The sequence below is a fragment of the Paraburkholderia antibiotica genome (genome assembly GCF_012927125.1).
Taxonomy (GTDB): domain Bacteria; phylum Pseudomonadota; class Gammaproteobacteria; order Burkholderiales; family Burkholderiaceae; genus Paraburkholderia; species Paraburkholderia antibiotica.
Map to the genome: position 1 here is coordinate 129,861 of NZ_JABBFZ010000011.1, position 18,960 is coordinate 148,820.

The 18,960-nt window shown below is 60.3% G+C and carries 17 protein-coding genes; 12 read left to right on the forward strand and 5 right to left on the reverse strand.

What is annotated here, in order from left to right; genetic code table 11:
- Positions 1 to 365: 365 nt before the first annotated feature.
- Positions 366 to 1,988, forward strand: a complete 1,623-nt coding sequence (locus HHL14_RS18745) for a DHA2 family efflux MFS transporter permease subunit (RefSeq protein ID WP_169499112.1) — start codon at positions 366 to 368, stop codon at positions 1,986 to 1,988.
- Positions 1,989 to 2,000: 12 nt separating this feature from the next.
- On the opposite strand, the gene HHL14_RS18750 is transcribed toward HHL14_RS18745, so the two are convergent.
- The 3 genes from HHL14_RS18750 to HHL14_RS18760 form a co-directional block, all read right to left on the reverse strand.
- A complete protein-coding gene (locus HHL14_RS18750) occupies positions 2,001 to 2,141 on the reverse strand; it encodes a hypothetical protein (protein ID WP_169499113.1) in 141 nt (46 codons plus the stop codon).
- 605 nt (positions 2,142 to 2,746) lie between these two features.
- Positions 2,747 to 3,541, reverse strand: a complete 795-nt coding sequence (locus HHL14_RS18755) for an AraC family transcriptional regulator (protein WP_169499114.1) — start codon at positions 3,539 to 3,541, stop codon at positions 2,747 to 2,749.
- A 105-nt stretch (positions 3,542 to 3,646) separates the two neighbouring features.
- On the reverse strand, positions 3,647 to 4,522 hold the full coding sequence (locus HHL14_RS18760; protein ID WP_169499115.1) for an NmrA family NAD(P)-binding protein: 876 nt from the start codon (positions 4,520 to 4,522) through the stop codon (positions 3,647 to 3,649).
- 329 nt (positions 4,523 to 4,851) lie between these two features.
- On the opposite strand from HHL14_RS18760, the gene HHL14_RS18765 reads away from it, so the two are divergent.
- From HHL14_RS18765 to HHL14_RS18805, 9 genes are all read left to right on the forward strand, one after another.
- Complete coding sequence (locus HHL14_RS18765; RefSeq protein ID WP_169499116.1) at positions 4,852 to 5,250, forward strand: Zn-ribbon domain-containing OB-fold protein; 399 nt, start codon at positions 4,852 to 4,854, stop codon at positions 5,248 to 5,250.
- Positions 5,251 to 5,344: 94 nt separating this feature from the next.
- A complete protein-coding gene (locus HHL14_RS18770; RefSeq protein WP_169499117.1) occupies positions 5,345 to 6,475 on the forward strand; it encodes a TIGR03617 family F420-dependent LLM class oxidoreductase in 1,131 nt (376 codons plus the stop codon).
- Positions 6,415 to 8,913 carry a CaiB/BaiF CoA transferase family protein gene (locus HHL14_RS18775; RefSeq protein WP_169499118.1) on the forward strand — a complete coding sequence of 833 codons (2,499 nt, stop codon included), beginning with the start codon at positions 6,415 to 6,417 and terminating at the stop codon, positions 8,911 to 8,913. Before HHL14_RS18770 ends, HHL14_RS18775 begins: the two co-directional genes overlap by 61 nt.
- Before the next feature lie 102 nt (positions 8,914 to 9,015).
- The gene (locus tag HHL14_RS18780; protein ID WP_169499119.1) at positions 9,016 to 10,008 is read left to right on the forward strand and encodes a Bug family tripartite tricarboxylate transporter substrate binding protein; all 993 of its coding nucleotides are present in this window, start codon (positions 9,016 to 9,018) and stop codon (positions 10,006 to 10,008) included.
- 4 nt (positions 10,009 to 10,012) lie between these two features.
- Positions 10,013 to 10,798, forward strand: a complete 786-nt coding sequence (locus tag HHL14_RS18785; protein WP_169499120.1) for an enoyl-CoA hydratase-related protein — start codon at positions 10,013 to 10,015, stop codon at positions 10,796 to 10,798.
- Between the two features lie 8 nt (positions 10,799 to 10,806).
- Entirely contained in the window at positions 10,807 to 12,315 is a 1,509-nt protein-coding gene (locus HHL14_RS18790; RefSeq protein WP_268966635.1) for a 3-hydroxyacyl-CoA dehydrogenase NAD-binding domain-containing protein, read from the forward strand.
- A 5-nt stretch (positions 12,316 to 12,320) separates the two neighbouring features.
- Complete coding sequence (gene cofE / locus HHL14_RS18795; protein WP_169499122.1) at positions 12,321 to 13,088, forward strand: coenzyme F420-0:L-glutamate ligase; 768 nt, start codon at positions 12,321 to 12,323, stop codon at positions 13,086 to 13,088.
- Positions 13,089 to 13,093: 5 nt separating this feature from the next.
- Entirely contained in the window at positions 13,094 to 13,768 is a 675-nt protein-coding gene (gene cofC / locus HHL14_RS18800) for a 2-phospho-L-lactate guanylyltransferase (RefSeq protein ID WP_169499123.1), read from the forward strand.
- On the forward strand, positions 13,765 to 14,196 hold the full coding sequence (locus HHL14_RS18805; RefSeq protein WP_169499124.1) for a PaaI family thioesterase: 432 nt from the start codon (positions 13,765 to 13,767) through the stop codon (positions 14,194 to 14,196). The genes cofC and HHL14_RS18805 overlap by 4 nt, the downstream gene beginning before the upstream one ends.
- Before the next feature lie 41 nt (positions 14,197 to 14,237).
- Here HHL14_RS18805 and HHL14_RS18810 read toward each other — a convergent pair whose 3' ends face one another.
- Positions 14,238 to 14,993: a GntR family transcriptional regulator gene (locus tag HHL14_RS18810; protein ID WP_329601696.1), complete on the reverse strand. Its 756-nt coding sequence runs from the start codon at positions 14,991 to 14,993 to the stop codon at positions 14,238 to 14,240.
- A 311-nt stretch (positions 14,994 to 15,304) separates the two neighbouring features.
- On the opposite strand from HHL14_RS18810, the gene HHL14_RS18815 reads away from it, so the two are divergent.
- Both HHL14_RS18815 and HHL14_RS18820 read left to right on the forward strand, forming a co-directional pair.
- The gene (locus HHL14_RS18815; protein ID WP_329601697.1) at positions 15,305 to 16,744 is read left to right on the forward strand and encodes an aldehyde dehydrogenase family protein; all 1,440 of its coding nucleotides are present in this window, start codon (positions 15,305 to 15,307) and stop codon (positions 16,742 to 16,744) included.
- Positions 16,745 to 16,754: 10 nt separating this feature from the next.
- A complete protein-coding gene (locus tag HHL14_RS18820; RefSeq protein ID WP_169499125.1) occupies positions 16,755 to 17,912 on the forward strand; it encodes an iron-containing alcohol dehydrogenase in 1,158 nt (385 codons plus the stop codon).
- Positions 17,913 to 18,014: 102 nt separating this feature from the next.
- Here HHL14_RS18820 and HHL14_RS18825 read toward each other — a convergent pair whose 3' ends face one another.
- Positions 18,015 to 18,950 carry a 2-phospho-L-lactate transferase gene (locus HHL14_RS18825; protein ID WP_169499126.1) on the reverse strand — a complete coding sequence of 312 codons (936 nt, stop codon included), beginning with the start codon at positions 18,948 to 18,950 and terminating at the stop codon, positions 18,015 to 18,017.
- Between the last annotated feature and the right edge of the window lie 10 nt (positions 18,951 to 18,960).

Genomic DNA, 18,960 nt, shown 5'->3' on the forward strand with positions numbered 1-18,960 from the left:
CGTGGCTAGCTCCGCTAGCGTGGTTGTTATGTTTTGCGCCGCTTGCGGCTGCAAAAACAGCAAAATTATTGGTAATGCATAACATCGGCGGCCCGTGGCCACCTCAGCCGCGAGCATACGCCGCGCGCCGCATTTGTGCTTCGTTCTGTGACCGTTAGTGACATTTCGCACGCCCCACGCAGCCCCGCGAACGTCCCAAGCCGAATGCAGGTATGCTTTTGCGATCATCCGACGGACCCGCCGCCGCATGGCTCTTCCCGTCCGCCGCACGGCCCGCGCGCGATGCGCGCTCGCCGTCCGTCCGCTTCATCGGCTACACCTGCGCGGCCGCGCCACATCGGCCGCAGCGTACCCGGAGAACCCGCTTGAGCCAGCCCAACGCCGCGTCCGCCGCCGCGCCGCCGCCCCAGCCGCCTTCCGAACCTCCCGCGCCGCCCTCGGCGCCTGCCGGTCCACCGCCGCTCGAAGGCGGCAAGCTGGTCCTCGCGACCATCGCGGTCGCGCTGGCGACGTTCATGAACGTGCTGGATACGTCGATCGCGAACGTCGCGATTCCGACGATTTCGGGCAACCTCGGCGTCTCGGTCGACGAAGGCACGTGGGTCATCACCGTGTTCGCGGCCGCCAACGCGGTGGCGATTCCGCTGACCGGCTGGCTCACGCAGCGCATCGGCCAGGTGAAGCTGTTCGTCGGCGCGATTCTCGCGTTTACGCTCGCCTCCTGGCTGTGCGGCGTCGCACCGACGCTGCCGATCCTGCTGGTCGCGCGGGTTTTCCAGGGCGCGGTGGCCGGGCCGCTGATTCCGCTGTCGCAGGCGATCCTGCTCGGGTCGTATCCGAAGGAGAAGTCGTCGACCGCGCTCGCGCTGTGGGCGATGACCGCCACCGTCGGCCCGATCGCGGGCCCGGCGCTCGGCGGCTGGATCACGGATAGCTACAGCTGGTCGTGGATCTTCTACATCAACATCCCGGTCGGCCTGTTCGCGGCCAGCGTCACGTGGATGATCTACCGCACCCGCGAATCGCCGACCCGCAAGCCACCGATCGACGTGGTCGGCCTCGGGCTGCTGATCGCGTGGGTCGCGTCGCTGCAGATCATGCTCGACAAGGGCAAGGACCTCGACTGGTTCTCGTCGCCGGTCATTTCGATTCTGGGTCTCGTCGCGCTGATCAGCTTCGCGTTTTTCCTTGTGTGGGAGCTGACCGAGGAACATCCGATCGTCGATCTGCGCCTGTTCAAACAGCGCAATTTTCTCGGCGGCACGATTGCGATTTCGGTTGCGTACGGCGTGTTTTTCGGCAATCTCGTGCTGCTGCCGCAATGGATGCAGGAATATCTGAACTACCGCTCGGTCGATGCCGGTCTCGTCACCGCGCCGCTCGGCATCTTCGCGATCATTCTCGCGCCGGTACTGGGCCGCATCATGCCGCGCTCGGACGCGCGCGTGATCGCAACGCTCGCGTTCGTCGGCTTCGCGATCGTGTTCTACATGCGCTCGAAGTACGTGATCGAGATCGACACCTGGCACCTCGTGCTGCCGACGCTACTGCAAGGCATTCCGATGGCGCTGTTTTTCGTGCCACTGACGGCGATCATCCTGTCCGGCCAGCCGCAGCACCGGATTCCAGCGGCGGCGGGTTTGTCCAATTTCGTGCGCGTGTTCTGCGGCGCGGTCGGCACGTCGATCGCGGGCACCGCATGGAACAACCGCACGATACTGCATCACGCGCGACTCACCGAGCAGGCCTCCGTGAACAACCCGGCGTTCACGCAACAGATCGATACGACGCAATCGCTGTTGAATATGAACGCTCAGTCGGCGCGAGCGCTGTTCGATTTCACGGTGAACACGCAGGCCGCGATGATGGGGTTGAACGATATCTTCTTCGTCTCGGCGATTATTTTTGTTTTGATTATTCCGTTGATCTGGATTACGCGGCCAGTGAAGGGAGGGGGTGGGGGGCCGGATGCGGCGGGGGCTCATTAAAGGTTTTTTTGTTTATTCTGGATTTTGTTTTGTTTGTTCTGGCTTTTTGGCCTTTCCTTGATTTGCTTTCGGTCTATTAGCGTTGCCCCTGTGCGGGGCGGCACCTACTTTCTTTGCTGCTGCAAAGAAAGTAGGCAAAGAAAGCAGCTTCACACCGCCAACTCTTAAGTGGGTCCCCTGGCTTGCAAGAGGTAGTGGTGCATCTGGAATCCGTGCCCTCGCACACTCCCCGTCAATGACAAGGCAGTCATCCTTCCGGCGACGCTGCGCGCGCCGAAGCCCTGCTCACAAACCATCGGTCTTTTTGGCATATCGCCACGGCGCAAAACCCGGTCCAGTCCTTCGGGTTTCGGCATACCGTGAAAGCACACGCCTTGATTTCGCCATCTGTCTTTTGGGCACCTGGCCGAGGCGCAGCCGACGGCCCCCACAGAGCAACCAGCCCCCACTGGTTTCCCAGGCAGCCCCGTCCACGACGCACGCAGTGCGGAGTGGGAAGCATGATGGCTTTGTCACTAACGGGGAATGTGCGAGGTGACTGATTCCAGATGCACCACTACCCGTGGTTAACCGAGGTGCCCGCTTAAGAATTAGCGGTGTGAAGCTGCTTTCTTTGCCTACTTTCTTTGCAGCAGCAAAGAAAGTAGGTGCCGCCCCGCACAGGGGCAACACTAATAGACCAATAACAAATCATGGAAAGGCCAACAAAATCCAGAACAACAAGAAAAGGCCAAATCAACCAGAACAACGAAAAACCTTCAGCGAAAATACCGCGCTGGTGTCTCCCCAAACGCCTCCCGAAACACCGCAATAAACGAAGAAACATCGCTATACCCCACCCCAAGCGCCACCTGCGTCACGCTCTCCCCCGCACCGAGATGCTCGAGCGCAGCAAGCAACCGCAACTGCTGTCGCCACTGCCCAAAAGTCTGCCCGGTCTCTCTTGCGAACAAACGCGCGGCCGTGCGCGCGGTCACGCCGGCCGCGGCGGCCAGTTCTTCGAGTATCAGCGATTGAGCGGGATTCTCTCCAAGCACCTCGGCAATCCGCTGCGCGCGCGGATCGCGTGGCCAGTTCAGCCCGAGCGGCGCGCCCGGCAGTATCGCGACGCGATCCAGCAACACCTGCAGCAGACGATGCGCGGGTTCATCGAATGGGCGATCGAGTGGAAAGTCGGCAGCAGCGGCGAGCAGTGCCTGCGTGAGCGTGTCCGGAATCAGCGCGCCGGTTTGCGCGGGTAATGGCGGGAAGCGTGAGGGCACGGCATCGGCAGCGGGCTCCGCAGACGAAGCAACCCTCTCGACATACAGCGAATAGAACCGCACCGGCCGCCGCGCATGCAGACAGTGCAGCGTATTCGCGACGAGCCACAGCGCGCGCGCCGGCGGCACGACCCAGCGACTCGCTTCGGTACGCACCGTCAGCACGCCGTCGCTCACATGAATCAGCCGCGCGCGCCGATACGCGCGCCACGGCTCGTCCAGCGCCGGATGGCGCTCGCCGACCACGAAGACCGCTGGCTCGATACCATCCGGATCGAAGGCTTCCATCATGGCGCCCGCTCTCACGCGAAACGTCCGCGAAGGCAGCAAGATTAGCACGGCGCGCAGGCCTCATTCCGGATGGACCAGCCGCGCCCGAACAGCCGCCGCGACCTCCTACCCGCCCCGTGTCACCAACTGCTCCAACACGGTCCGATACCCGGTCGTTCCCACCATCCGCTCGTTCACGCCGTCCTCGAAATCGATCCACCCGGCGTTAAAGCCGTCGAGCATCTCGATACGCGGCGCGGGCCATGCCGTGCCCTGCGCCTGAAAGCGCGCCTCCCACTGCTCGCGCGGAATCGGCTGCGCGTCGACCGGCCGCTCGAGCACGTCGGCGAGCAGCGCCGCGATCTCGCGCTGCGTATAACGCCGCGGCCCCTCGATTTCGATCACGCGCCGCCCTTGCCATGATTGCGCCAGCGTCTGCGCGACCACGCGACCGATATCCGCGGTCGCGACCATCGGATACGCGCGATCGAGTGGCTGCAGAAAGCTCGGCATCGCGCCCATGTCGCGTGCCGGCGCGATGTCCCACAACGCGTTTTCCATGAACCAGGCGGGGCGCAGGATCGCGGTCGGCAGCGCAAACGGCAGCGTCGCCAACGCCTCTTCGAGAATATGCACCTGGGTGATCAATCCCAGCCCCGTGTCGCGCTGCCCACCCACCGACGACAACGCCGCCACCCTGCCCGGACGCGCTTTCGTCAACGCCTCCTTCAGTACGGCCGCCGCCGCGTGCGCGCCCGGATACCCCGGCTGCGGCGCGAAGTCTGGCGCGAGCATCACGAACACGCCGTCAGCGCCGCTGAACGCAGCGCTCAACGCGTCGGCGTCGTCGAACGATGCGATCGCAATCTCCGCGCCGCGTGCCCGCCATGGCGCGGCCTTGCTCCCGTCGCGCAACACCGCTCGCACCGCGTGCCCCGCATCCAGTAACGCGCGAGCCGCTGCGCCGCCCACCTGCCCTGTCACACCGGTAATTGCAAACATCTTCGCTCTCTCCTCGATGACGGCGGATGCCGTGTCGGAGAACATTCTCGGCGTTACGCGACAATTTCACGAGAGCATGAATGTCATTTCATTAATGCTGAAATGACATTCACTGCTCATCCCCGCAGCGTCGCAATCGGGTTGCTTGCGCAACGCCCGAAAAGCTCGCCGACGCTCAATACACGTGTGCAATCTATCTCTCTTGCACGAGTGGATATTACTGTATACACTGCAATTCAATCGTGATCCGCAGTGTACGAGCATGTGCGTTTACCCGGATCATGCCATCGATATGCCCGCCTGGGCCCAATGCGAACGGCAATCCATCTATGAGTTACCTCGGCTATCCCGACAACGTTCCGTTACCCGAGCGTTCACCCGAGACAATCTCCTACTGGGAGGGCGCGGATAGAGGCGAATTGTGGTTCAGGCGCTGCACTTCGTGCGCCAAACCTCATCACTATCCCCGTGCGCTCTGCCCGTTCTGCTTTGCAGCAGACCCGGCATGGGAGCGCGCTGCAGGGCACGGAACCCTCTATTCCTTCAGTGTTACCGGCCGGCCCGAGCAGCCGTACGTGATTGCCTACGTCAAGCTGGCCGAGGGTCCGATCATGATGACCAATATCGTCAACTGCGATCCCAACACGCTTTTCATTGGGCAGTCGGTCGTTCTCGCCAGCAGCCCTGCGGAAGGTGGTCCGCCGATTCCCATGTTTCAGCCCGCGTAACCGGGACTCGAACGTACACATGCCTGATACCTGACCGGCACGAATATCGCGGCCGGCACAACCAAAAAATAGTACGTCATATAGGAGATCTGAAATGCGAGTCATCACCCAACTTCCCCACCGCGATCTGCGCGAAGTACAAACGTTCGCGAGGAAGATGGAAGATTGCAGTATGGACAGTGTCGTGGCACTGGAAAATCAACACAACCCGTATCTGCCTCTGGCTGCTGCTGCACTGGTCACGAACAAAATCCAGCTCGGTACAGCAGTCGCGATGGCATTTCCGCGCGCGCCGGTCATCACGGCAATGGAAGCATGGGACATTCACGCCGCTTCGAACGGCCGCATGTTCCTCGGCCTCGGACCGCAGGTGAAGCCGCACAACGAACGCCGTTATGGCATCGCGTGGTCGGAACCGGCACCGCGTCTGCGCGACTACGTGGATGCCACGCGTGCAATCTGGCGTTGCTGGGAAAACGGCGGCGGTGCGGATCCGACCGAACCGCTCAACTTCAAGAGCGAGACGTATAACCTGTCGCTGATGACGCCGAACTTCTCGCCGGAACCCACCGGCCTGAACATGCCCCCGATCGCGATTTCGGCGATCGGCCCGAAGATGCTGACGCTGGCTGCCGAGCGCTGCGACGGTGTGCGCCTGCACCCGTTCTCCAGCCGTCAATACCTCGAAGAAGTCAGCAACAGGATCCTCAACGATAGCTTCGCGGCGACAGGCCGTGACCGTTCGAACTTCGAGCTCGTGACCGGCGGTTTTATCGCCACGGGCCCGACGAAGGAAGCCATGCTCGAAATGCGCGAATACGTTCGTTTCCGTATCGCGTTCTACTGCTCGACGAAGGCTTACGCAAACGTCCACGCGATGCACGGCCTCGAAGAACTCCGCGAAAAGCTCGTGCCGTACGCACGTGCCGGCCGCTGGGACGAAATGGCGGCGTGCATTCCCGATGAACTGATCGACATCTTCGCCGTCTGCGGTACGTATGACACCATCGCGGAACAGCTTGAAGATCATTACTCGGGCCTTGGCGATACGATCTATTTGCCGACGCACAACAACTGCCCGATTCCGGACGACAAGCTCGCTCGTGTGGTCGAAAAACTCCAGGCGATTCCCATGAAATTCAAGGGCTATCGCAACGGTACCGATTGGACGACGAAACCGGAACCGCTGCCGCAGCGTGGCGCGCCGGAAGCACCGGCAGCCTGACGATGGAAACGTCCTCTCTTGCCGACGTTCGCGTTCTGGAGATCGGCGAACTACCTGCGGGGGCGTTGTGCGCCCGCCTTTTCGCCGATTTCGGCGCTGATGTACTCAAACTGGAACGCCCTGAAGGTGATCGGGGGCGTCATGTCGCGCCGCTGATCGATATCGGCGGTGGTCGTCAGGAAGGTGCCTATTTCTCGTTCCTGAATGTGCGTAAGCGCAGCGCCTTGCTCGAGCGCGAAGCACTATCGGGTCTGCTCGCAGAGACCGATGTTCTGGTCGATTCCCTGTCGCCATCCGAGCGTGCGGAACTCGGCATCGATCACGCGGAGTTGCAGGCGCAGTATCCGCAACTCGTTATCGCGGCCATTAGCTGGTTTGGCGACTCGGGGCCCTATAGCACCTTTGCGGGTTCCGACGCGGTGGTTCGTGCCCTTGCGGGTGGAACTCAACTTGTCGGGCCCGTGGAGGGCCCTCCGGTGCCTTTGCACGACTATCAGACGAGCAACGTCGGCGGTCTTACCGCATTCATTGCCGCGATGGCCTCGATCGGGCACCTGGAGCGTCGTGGCCGCCGGCTTGAGTTGCCTGTTCTCGATGCGGCTATCGCGTTGGCCGACTATAACGTTGCGTTGGCATGGGCGGCGGATTCCAAAGATCGTCGCTGGGGCGTCAGTCGTTTCTCGCCCAACTACCCGCTTGGCATCTACAAGTGCAAGGAAGGCTGGATCGGTGTGACGGTGGTGACGCCGGTGCAGTGGCGTGGTTTCTGTTCTCTGCTTGGTGTCGACGATCTGGGCCGCGACCCGCGATTCGTCGAACGCACCGGCCGCCTCAATAACGCGGACGAACTGGAAGCGCGATTCAAGGACCGCTTCCTCGAAAAGACCGCCGACGAATGGTTCCAGCTGGCGCTCGCCCAGATGCTTCCCATGGTGGTTGTGCCGGGCATGGATGAACTGCTGGTGTCGCCGGAATTCAACCGGCGCAACGCATTCGAAACCGTTCGGCACGGGTCATGCACACACGAGCAGCCCGCGTCACCTCTCCGACTTCAGCGTACCCCGCCCTTGCGTGGCGGCGACGTACCGCTCGCAGGCAATGATCCCGCGCAATGGCGTACCGCTTCCCGGCAGACTCCGGCATTAGCCGTCGGCCCCGCGCGGGCTCCGCTGGATGGCATTCGCATTGTCGATCTGTCGATGGGTTGGGCGGGTCCTCTGGCAACCCGCCATTTTGCCGAACTCGGCGCCGAGGTGATCAAGGTCGAGGCGACCCAGTACCCAGACTGGTGGCGCGGCGTTGACGATCGTCCCGTCGTTTTCGAAAAACGACTTTACGAAAAGAGTTCGTACTTCAATGTACTCAGTCGCAGCAAGAAAGGTATTACGCTCGATCTGACTACCGAAGAAGGACGGCGACTGGTCAAGGATCTGATCCGCGATGCCGACATCGTGATCGACAACTACTCCGCCGGCGTGCTTCCCAAGTTGGGGCTCGACTACGATCAACTGCGCGAAGTCAACCCGGAGCTGATCATGTTGTCCATGCCGGCGTTCGGAACGGATGGACCATGGCGCGAATGCCGTGCCTATGGCTCGACCCTCGAACAGGCGTCCGGATTGCCGAGCGTAGCAGGAAGACCGGAGGACCCGCCGTCGCTGGTTCATATTGCATACGGCGATCCGATTGGCGGGCTGCATGCCGCATCGGCGTTGCTGGTTGCCCTTCATCACAAGCTTCGTACCGGCAAGGGTCAACGCATCATCCTGTCGCAAGTCGAATGCATGCTCACGATGGTCGCCCCGTGGGTCATCGAGCAATCGGCAAACGGAAGCGTCAAGCGTATGGGAACCCGTCATCCGCAGCATGCTCCCCATGGCATGTATCGCTGCGCCGGGGAAGATGCATGGTTGATGGTTGCCATTACCAGCGACGCTCAATGGCTCGACCTGTGTGCGGTCATCGATCGCCCCGATCTCGCGGGCGATGCCACCTTGTCTACTGCAGCGGGCCGCAGAGAGGCACACGAGCGAATCGACGCGGCGATCAACGCGTGGACGGGTTCGCGCACGCATGAAGATGCGATGGAAGAACTGCAATCGCGTGGCGTACCCGCAGGCGTGAGCCGACCGCCTGTGGAAATGCTGAAAGACCGCCACCTGATTGCACGTGATTTCTGGCAATACCTGGAGCGCGAATTCTCCGGTACGCAACCTCAGCCTTCGCCACCCTATAAGGATTCGCTTGGCGCATTGCCTGCCTTGAAACCTTCGCCGCTTCTGGGCCAATTCAATCAGGAAATCCTGGGTGGCTTGCTTGGCCTGTCCGATGCGCAGCTCAAAGCTCTCTCTGAGAAGGGAATAATCGGCAATCGCGCAGTGCCGCCGGAATTGCGCAAATCCCGCGCAGCCAGGGGGAGCCAGGTATCGACGGCCTGATAGCCATTTTTTAGCGTCGAAGTCGGTGTGCGGCAATCGCTATCGGGCTGTTACCACGAGATCACGATTGCCCTGTTTTCTAAATATAATTGGAGACATGTCGTGTACAAAGTTGCCTCTCGATTCAACGGACTATCTGTACTGGGCAAGCTGCTGTTGTCCGCGATCGCAGGAACGGTTGCCCTGTCGGCTTCGGCAGAGGACTATCCTTCGCGTCCTATTACGCTGGTCGTTCCTTTCTCCGCCGGCGGCAGTACGGATATTCAGGCCCGCATCGTTGCGAAAGGCCTGACCGAAAAACTTCACCAGACGGTTATCGTTGAAAACAAACCGGGTGCGGCGGGGGAAATTGGCGCGAACTTCGTCGCCCATGCCAATCCTGATGGCTACACGATCCTGTTCGCCAGCATCTCGTCGCTGGTCGTCGAACCTATCGTCAATCGCCAGGCGGGCTTCGATCCGCTGAAAAACTTTGCCCCTGTCAGTATCGCGACCGACATGCCATTTCTCATGGTGGTCAACTGCGATAAGGGCGTGAAAGACCTGAACCAGCTGATTAGCGGCGCCAAAGCGAAACCTGGCGTGCTCAACTACTCGTCCTGGGGTTATGGCAGTGCCGGTAACCTGTTGGCGGAAATGTTCAAGCTTTCGACAAACCTCGATATTGCGCACATCCCGTTCAAGGGAGAGAGTCCGGCTCTGATGAGCCTTCTGGCTGGCGACGTCACCACGATGTTTACCACGCCCGTGAACATGCCGTACATCACCAGTCATCGCATCTGCCCGCTGGCCGTGACGGGCGCACAGCGCCTGACCAAGCTTCCCGACGTCAAGACGTTCAGTGAACAAGGTGTGAAGGGCATGGACCTGAACATCTGGTTTGGCATCGTGGCGCCGGCAAAGACCCCTGCTCCTATCGTGGCAAAACTGCAAAGCGCGGTCGTCGATGTCGTGAAGAGCCCGGCATTCACACGTGCAATCGATCCGCTGGGTGTCACCGCCGTCGGCAGCACGCCTGCTGCGTTCGTCACACGTATTCAATCGGATCAGGCGCTCATCACCTCGATTAATGAGCACGGGCATATCAAAGAGTAAGCGTATGACGACCCTCTCTTTTTGCACCGTCGAACAGCAAGGTCCGATTTTCATCGTTACCATCAACCGGCCTGAAGTTCGCAATGCGTTGCATCGTCCGGCCAGCCTGGAACTCGATGAGGTTTTCAACCGCTTCGCGGCCGACCCCACAGCGTGGATTGCTGTCGTCACAGGTGCGGGTGACAAGGCATTCTGCGCTGGCAACGATCTGAAGTATCAGGCGGCAGGCAACGATACAACGTGGCCCGCCTCCGGCTTCGGCGGTCTAACCGGGCGTTTCGATCTGAACAAGCCCGTGATCGCTGCCGTGAACGGTCTGGCTCTGGGCGGAGGCTTTGAGATCGCGCTGGCCTGCGATCTTATCATTGCCGACGAGCATGCCGAATTCGCGTTGCCAGAACCGCATGTCGGTCTCGCGGCAACGGCGGGCGGTCTCCTGCGTCTGCCGCAGCAAATTGGCATGAAGCGCGCCATGGACATCATTCTGACCGGTCGCCGGGTAACGGCCGCGGAGGGCCGTGAGCTTGGATTCGTCAACGAGGTCGCGCCTGCCGGTGAAGTGCTGGATACCGCACTCGCCTGGGCGCGTCGCATCCTTGCCGGATCTCCGATGGCGATTCGGGCGGCTAAAGCGCTCGCGCGTCAGGGGATGGCGGAACCTTCGCTCGAGCTCAGCTATCCGCTACAAAAGCAGTTGCCCGCCGTGGCCGCGCTGTACGCCAGCGCGGACAAAATCGAAGGCCCCAAGGCCTTTGCGGAAAAGCGCAAGCCGGTCTGGCAAGGGTGCTGAGGACAATCATGGCGTTTCAATGCATCGGGATCGTAGGCGGTGGATCGATGGGAGCCGGCATCGCACAACTGTGTGCGGAAGCCGGCTTCCAGGTGCGACTGTGTGCCGATGACGAGAAAGCGGTTGCGATCGCCCATCAGATGCTGGCTCGCAAAGTCGGGAAAGGCAAGATCACGCAGGAGGCGGCGAATGCAGCCGCCGACGCGATCAGGCACGTGGCGTCTCTCAGTGCGCTAACCGGTTGCGATCTTGTGATCGAAACCCAGCTGGCCGACCGTGAAACCACGCAAGACACGCTGAGCAAACTCGAACGTGTGCTGGCACCTGAGGCCGTGATCGCCCTGAATACTTCGGCACATCCGGTCAGCGTTCTCGCGCGTCATGTGGAGTACCCGCAGCGTATCGCGGGTCTGCACTTCTTTGAGCCTGCTCCGCTGATGCGCGTCGTCGAGGTTATTCCCGGTCTGCGCACTGCCCCGGAGCTTGTCCCCCAGCTTTCAGGGTTCGTTACCGGGTTGGGTCATCAGGCCGTTGTTGTCCGCGACTCGCCGGGTTTCGTGGTCAATCATATCGGACGAGCGTTGCTGACCGAAGGTGCCCGCATCGTTGCGGAGAACATTGCTACGCCTGAGGTCGTCGATGAGGTCGCAAGAAAACAGTTGGGTCTGAGAATGGGCCCGTTCGAACTGCTCGACCTTATCGGCTTGAATATCAGTCTGCCGGTAATGGAGCAGCTGCATTCCGATTTCCGTCACGAGCCGCGACTTCGTCCGCCTGCCTTCCTTGCGATCAGAGTCGCGGCCGGCCTTCATGGACGAACGACAGGGAGCAGTTTCTATACCTCCTCCATTTCCGGTGGTGAGCAATCAGAATCAGCAGCGACGAGTGAGAAGAAATCCTCGCCCGCGTCGAATTCATGGCCCAGCGTATGGATTGATCATTCGGATTCCGATCTTTATCAGAAGGTCCTGGAATATCTTCAGCCGACCGGTGTAAAGCTGGATCGGTCGGATGTCCCCGATTCCGGCAGCCTGTGCCTGATTACCCCAGTCGGTATGGATGCGACCAGCTATATCGTCGCGCATGGCCTCAATCCCCAGCGCACGATTGCTGTCGATGCCGCCAGTGGTTTGGACTCCGTTGCAGTGCTGATGGCAGCCCCCGGATTGCCGGCCGATGTGAAAGAAACCGCACTGTCCATGTTTGAACTCGCCGGCTCCGCAGTCTGGATTGCCGACAGCCCAGGTTTCATCGGTCAACGCATGTTGGCGGCTCTGGTGAATCTTGCATGCGATGTCGCTCAACAAAACGTGGCGGCTCCACGTGAGCTCGATCGTCTCGTCCGAACTGCCCTGGGCTATCCCTATGGTCCGCTCGAATGGGGCGACAGGTTTGGAGCATGCCGCATATTGAATGTACTTCGCGCGCAACTGAAAGATGGAGATCCACGCGATCGCCCTACCCCGTGGTTGCGTCGGCGCGCTGAACTCGGACTCTCACTTTTCACTCCGGACTAGATAGCATGGCGGCTTCTTCTCTTTCGTTATTCGCTTTATCCGGACTGCCGCATGTGCAAGCTGGAGACGATCTCTGTTCGCTTCTGATGAAATCTCTCGAGCAGAATGAGCTTCGTCTGTGCGACGGCGATGTCCTGGTTCTCGCACAGAAGATTGTGTCCAAATCCGAAGGCCGATCCGTTCGGCTGGACAGCGTTAGACCTTCAGAGCAGGCATTCAGATTCGCGCAGGAGACGGGCAAGGATCCTCGTCTAGTGGAGTTGGTGCTCCAGGAGTCGAAAGAGGTTTTACGGCATCGCCGCGATGTGATGATCGTCGAACACAATCTGGGCTTCGTCATGGCCAATGCTGGAATCGACATGTCGAACGTCGAACAGGCGAACGGAGAAGTAGCGCTGCTGCTGCCGGTCGATCCCGACGGCTCCTGCGCCGCGATCCGTCAAGCGTTGAAGGACCGGCTCGGAGTGGATATCGGTGTGGTCATCAACGATAGCCACGGCCGTGCGTGGCGTACCGGTACGGTGGGGGTCGCTATTGGTGTTTCCGGGCTTCCCGCGCTGCTGGACCGACGCGGCGCCCCGGATCTGTTCAATCGCCCGCTTCTGATTACCGAAATCGGCCTCGCGGATGAAATCGCCGCGGCGGCGTCCATTCTCATGGGCGCAGCCGACGAAGGCACACCCGCTGTCGTTGTGCGCGGCGTTCCGGCACCACGCAGAGAGGGCAATGCGAAGGAGCTTGTGCGCCCTCGCCATATGGATATGTTCCGGTAATCGCCATGGTGAACGAGACACCCTGGTTATTGATTCCAATGCGATCGTTCGCACAGGGAAAGAGCCGGCTAGCCGACTTTCTGGACGCTCAGGAACGTGTAGCGCTCAATACACTCCTGTTAGACCACATGCTGGCGGTGGCAGATCATTGGCCAGGACTGGACCGCACGGTGGTTGTCAGTCCCTGTCCCGAGGTTCTCGAGGCTTCACGCAGAACGGGTGCCCGTGTATTGCGACAGCCTTGCCTGCGTGGCTTGAATGAACGCAGTAGCGAGACGCTCAATATGGCGTTGTCCATCGCGAGGCGGTCCGTCTGGGACTGGGGTGCACGAGACCTGATCATCTCTTCCTGCGACCTGCCTGCTGTTTGCAGTGAAGATTTCCGCCGACTCCGGGATTACGGCCAAGGGCGCGGGAAATCCATCAGCGCCGTACTCGCCAGCAATCGCGAAGGACGAGGAACGAATGCGCTGTATCTGCCGGCGGCGCAAGGCAGCTCATCGTTTTCGTTTCGGCAATTTCCCTTCTGCTTTGGCGAAGAAAGCGCACGCAGGCATGCAGAAGCGGCGAATCGTCTCGGCCTGCCTTTTACACGCGTCGCTATTCCCGGTCTGGCATTCGATATCGATACCCCGGATGATCTTGTCGTCTGGTCACAAAACGATCCCACTTTCTCATGACCGATCTCAACCACCCTTTCACCGCTCCGCCCGATTTCGAACTGGTTCAACGCGGGGGCGCTTTCTTTGCCCACCTGGCGCCGGTGTATAAGCGCGTAGATGGCGATACGATTGTGCTGGGGCTTACCATTGGTCCACAACATGCGAATGCGCATGGCAACGCTCACGGCGGCATGCTGATGACGCTAGCGGATGGGGCACTGCACGATACGGTGATCAGGACGCTCGATCCGGCTACCACACAGATCGTCACCGTCAACATGTCGAGTGACTTCCTGTCGGCAGCACGCACCGGAGATTGGCTCGAAGCACACACGGAAGTCCATCGCCAGGGACGGACATTGAGTTTTGCGGAGTGTCTGCTGAAGGTTGGGGATCGACGCGTACTTCGCGCAAGCGCGACGTTTGCTCACGTCGCCAAGCGCTGACTTGTCAGAGTGGGACTCGCTGGTTAAGCCCCACTCCGCAATCAATCGAAGTCGCTACCGGCAAATCGCGATGTACTCAGGATACGGCTCAATCGCTGCTGGAATGCTGTGGCAATCGAGGCACGGGCAACGGATTCCGCCGCGTCAGGATCGCGCTTCTCCAGCGCTTCAATCAACTGTGTATGCTGTTTTGTCCACTCTTCCGCGGTGTTGGGCAAGTCCAGCGTTGATTGACCGAGCAGGAGCATCGCTTCGTGAATCGTGCGAAGCATGCGCAACAGATATCGATTGTGCGCGCAGCGATAGAGCGTGCCGTGAAACAGCTTGTTGTTTTCTGCCAGATCCTCGGGATCCGTCAATTGGGAATGGCGTTCGAGAATCTTTCGCAGTATGGCCAGTTCTACTTCCGATGCATGTTGAGCCGCATGCCGTGCCGCCGTACCTTCCAGAATCTCGCGCATGGCAAAGAGTTCGCCAATCGCCCGCTGATCGAGCTCGGCCACGATCAATCCGCGCGAACCGTCACTGCGGACCAGGCCTTGCTGTTCCATACGAGCCAAGGCTTCGCGAACCGGGGTGCGGCTCAGTCCGACCTGAGCGGCAAGATCCGTTTCGCGCAGACGTGTGCCACCAGGAAGATCTCCACGCTCGATTGCGCGAATCAGTATGTTGTAAGCGCGTTCCCCACTCGGCAGATCGGACATCTCATCCTCACCGACCGCCAGTGAAGAGACGGCTTCACTGCCCGCTGCTTTAGGGCGTTTGCGCGTCACGGGTTTTCGATTGCTGCTCGTCATGATGAAAAAGTGCTTATGTATTTTGTAAGACAGCCCACTGGCTCGCGGCGCCAGGACTAACCGTCGCCGGCTCAACGAAGAGGCCGCATTCCCGGATCCAATCCTTTCGTACCGCTTAATTGGGTTTCGATCCTGCCTATCGTGCGTATGGTAACAGGATGTTCCGGATTGCACGGAGGGTCAATGTTCAAGAAACTGCGTTGATTATATTGTATACATAAATTAACAATAACGAATCATGTTGATCGTGTGTTCTCGCATGTATACACTTGGGTGCAGTTATGTTCATCATGGAATGGAGACCGTACCCCGTGACGTATAAAATCCCCCAACAGATAGAGTCCTTCCTGTGCGGCGAATGGCAAGCCGGTGCGGGCGCCGGATACCGACTGCAAGACAAGTTCTCGACCTCTGACGTAGCCATCATCAAGGCTGCTGACAAAGCGCAGGTTCAGGCTGCAGTCGCCCATGCAGGCGTAGCCCGCAAGTCCGTACCAGGTCCGCATGCCCGCGGTGAAATTCTCGAGCGCGCAGCAAAGGCTGTGGAAGCCCGTCGCGCGGTATTCGCAACGGTCCTGTGTATCGAGGCTGGATTCACGGACGTCGATGCACAGAACGAGATTACCCGTTGCGTGCAGACGCTTCAGCTGTGCGCGGAAGAAGCACGCCGTTTTTGCGGCGAGATGATCCCTCTCGAAGGTGCTCCGGGTCAGGCGGGTCGGCTGGCCTTCACGCTTCGCCGTCCGCTGGGTACCGTTGTCGCCATCACTCCGTTCAATTCGCCGCTGAATACGGTTGCGCACAAGGTTGGCCCCGCGTTCGCTGCCGGCAATGCGGTGATCCTCAAGCCTTCACGGCTTACCCCATTCAGCTCCAACGTACTTGTTGAAGCGCTGCTCGAAGCCGGTATGCCCAAGGGTATGATCGCGCTCCTGCACGGCGGCGCCGACGTCGCGAACTGGCTCCTGGACGAGCGCGATACGCACTTCGTGGCCTTCACGGGATCGACTGACGTTGGCCGCAGCATTCAGGGCCGTCTGGGTCTTCGCCGATCGCAAATGGAACTGGGCAGCATCGCTCACGTCGTTATCGATGAAAGTGCGGATGTGGTGCGTGCAGTGCCGCGCATTGTGGGCGCCGGCTTCCGCAAGGCCGGTCAAGTCTGCACGTCCACGCAAATCCTGCTGGTGCACCGGAGCCGCGTTGAAGAAGTCACGAAGCTGATGAGCCAACAGGTCAAGGCTTTGGGCTTCGGCGACCCCACATCCCAGCATACGATCGTCGGGCCGATGATTAGCGAAGGCGAAGCCCGGCGGGTCCAGGCATGGATCGAAGAGGCGGTTTCGCAGGGCGCGCAGGCGATCGTTAGGGGTGAGCGCAAACGCAGCGTGGTGGCGCCCACGATTCTGGTCGATACGACGCCGGAAATGAAAGTCCGCTCGCAGGAGGTTTTCGGTCCCGTGTTGTCCATTGTCCCTTTCGACAGCTTTGACGATGCGCTGGAACAGGTCAACCGGACGCCTTATGGGCTCGCCGCGGGCGTGTTCACGAACTCGCTGGAAAACGGTTTCAAGGCCGCGCGCCTGCTCGAGGTTGGTTCGGTTCATATCAACGAAGCCTCGTCCTCGCGTGCGGACGTCATGCCGTTCGGCGGCTGCAAGGACAGTGGCTTCGGCAAGGAAGGTCCCGCCGCCGCGGTGCGTGAAATGAGCGAAGAGCGATTGATTACGATCGCCAACGCCACGGCCTGAAGGAGGACTTATGAACGTCCCTTCCCTATACGCCTGTCCTACCAAGATCTACATGGGTAGAAACGCCCTCGGCAAGATCGAGGACGCGATCCAGGAATTCGCATGCGACCGCCTGTTCATCGCCATCGATGACGCGTTGCTGAAGAGCGCACTGTTCGAACGCATCACCACGCTGCTGAACAGCAAAGGCATTGCGTTCGAAGTCTTCTCCGGTATCGAGCCTGATCCGAGTGCCAACACGGTTGCCCGTGCATTCGACGTCGCGCAGAAGCTCGACGCGCAAGCTGTGCTGGCCATTGGCGGCGGCTCCACGATGGACGTGGCGAAGGCCGTTGCCATTCTCGCAACCAACGGCGGCCGTATTCACGACTACGAGGGCATCGACAAATTCAAACGTCGTCCGTTGCCCCGTATTGCGATTCCGACGACCGCGGGGACCGGCTCCGAAGTCTCCGGTTCGTGCGTCATCACCGATACCGAACAGAATCGCAAGATGTCGATTCGTCATGCTCTGTTCAACCCGGCGGACATTGCGATTCTCGACCCGCTAGCCGTTTCCACGGTGCCCGCGCACGTCGCTGCGCATTCGGGTATCGATGCGTTCGTCCACGCGTTCGAAAGCTATATCTCGCTGCAGGCCAACCCGATCACCGACGCGCTGAATCTGTACGCTATCGAATTGCTGTCACGCAATCTGCGTCCATTCGTGGCTCAGCGTACCAACGAAGATGCGGCGCTGGCGATGCTATGCGGCTCCACGCTGGCCGGCATGACATTCGGTATCACGGGCCTCGGCAACGTGCACTGTATGGCTCGTTTTGTCGGCACGGAGTTGCATCTGTCGCACGGTCTCTCGAACGCACTGTGCCTGCCCACGGTCGCGGAGTTTAATCTCGCGGCCTCGCCTGCGCGTTTTGCCCGCATCGCTCTGGCCATGGGGTGCAACGTGCAGGGCCGCACCGAACTGGAAGCCGCACGGGATGCCGTGCAGGCGATTCGCGACTTGTGCATGGACCTGGGAATCCCCCCAACCCTTCGCGAAGTGGGGGCCAAAGAGGAGATGCTGGAACCGCTGGCACGACTGGCGGCGGATGCTGGCTACAATCGCTGGAACCCGCGTCATACGACGTTCAACGATTTCCTTCGTCTGTTCAGGCAAGCTTACTGATGCGTCTGCTGGAGACTTGAAGGCGCAATACTGAAGCCCCGAAACAAAACGGCCTGTACAACCGATAGGGTGTACAGGCCATTCTTATTGGCTACCGCATTACTATGACTGTCGCGTGAGATCGACCGCTGCTCTGGCAACCGCTATCTGTCGTTCGGCGTTTGACATCAGTATGGGCATCACGTGCGCCTTGATCCCCAGGTCTTCGATTTCCGGCTGCAGTGCCGCATCGCGCTCATCGATAATCAGCACGTCAATCAAGCCCTGGTAATGACGGGCGATCTCGACAGAGGTGGCCGGCAACCCTCGCTCAACCATCATCTTCCCTAGCGGCCCCTTGACCGATGCGCCACCGATGATAGGCGACACCGCAACGGACTTGACCTTGCGATGTCGAATCGTCGTATCCACGTCTCGCAGCGCGCAAATGGGGCTGATACTCAACCACGGGTTCGACGGGCAGAAAATAATGCCCGACAGATCCGGCGCCTTCAGCGCGCCAGCAAAGACAGGGCTCGGGCACGCGGTCTGAATGCCGTCCAGCCGAAGACCGTTGAACTTCGGTACGCAACGATGACGAACGAAGTAGTCCTGAAAGGCGAGTTCGCCAACGTCGGTTTGCACATAGGTTCGCACGCGGTGATCGCTCATGGGGACAACTCGATGTTTAACCCCTAGCGCCGCGTATAGCTCCGCGGTGACTTCCGAGAGTGTCGCCCCCGATCGCAACCGCGAAGTCCGCTGAAGGTGCGTGGCCAGATCCAGATCGCCGAGCTGGAACCAGGTCTCGCCGCCCAGTTCGGCCAGCGCGTTCAGGCACCGTCGACTATCGCCGGCAACGCCCCACCCTTGCACGTTATCGTGCCTGCCCGACATCGTGTACATCACGCTGTCGAGGTCTGGACTGATCGATAACCCCAGATGCTCGAAATCATCGCCCGTATTGACTACGACGGTCAGTCCCGATGGCTCGACCACGCTGGCCAGACCGACTGCAAGCCTCGCGCCCCCTACGCCACCAGCCAGGGCCAATATCATATAAGGATTC

Bases quoted from the DNA above. Each gene is read 5' to 3' on its own strand.
- HHL14_RS18755 (WP_169499114.1), bottom strand. From the start codon at position 3,541: ATGATGGAAGCCTTCGATCCGGATGGTATCGAGCCAGCGGTCTTCGTG.
- HHL14_RS18760 (WP_169499115.1), bottom strand. From the start codon at position 4,522: ATGTTTGCAATTACCGGTGTGACAGGGCAGGTGGGCGGCGCAGCGGCT.
- HHL14_RS18765 (WP_169499116.1), top strand. From the start codon at position 4,852: ATGAGTTACCTCGGCTATCCCGACAACGTTCCGTTACCCGAGCGTTCA.
- HHL14_RS18770 (WP_169499117.1), top strand. From the start codon at position 5,345: ATGCGAGTCATCACCCAACTTCCCCACCGCGATCTGCGCGAAGTACAA.
- HHL14_RS18785 (WP_169499120.1), top strand. From the start codon at position 10,013: ATGACGACCCTCTCTTTTTGCACCGTCGAACAGCAAGGTCCGATTTTC.
- HHL14_RS18790 (WP_268966635.1), top strand. From the start codon at position 10,807: ATGGCGTTTCAATGCATCGGGATCGTAGGCGGTGGATCGATGGGAGCC.
- cofE (WP_169499122.1), top strand. From the start codon at position 12,321: ATGGCGGCTTCTTCTCTTTCGTTATTCGCTTTATCCGGACTGCCGCAT.
- cofC (WP_169499123.1), top strand. From the start codon at position 13,094: ATGGTGAACGAGACACCCTGGTTATTGATTCCAATGCGATCGTTCGCA.
- HHL14_RS18805 (WP_169499124.1), top strand. From the start codon at position 13,765: ATGACCGATCTCAACCACCCTTTCACCGCTCCGCCCGATTTCGAACTG.
- HHL14_RS18810 (WP_329601696.1), bottom strand. From the start codon at position 14,993: ATGACGAGCAGCAATCGAAAACCCGTGACGCGCAAACGCCCTAAAGCA.
- HHL14_RS18820 (WP_169499125.1), top strand. From the start codon at position 16,755: ATGAACGTCCCTTCCCTATACGCCTGTCCTACCAAGATCTACATGGGT.
- HHL14_RS18825 (WP_169499126.1), bottom strand. From the start codon at position 18,950: ATGATATTGGCCCTGGCTGGTGGCGTAGGGGGCGCGAGGCTTGCAGTC.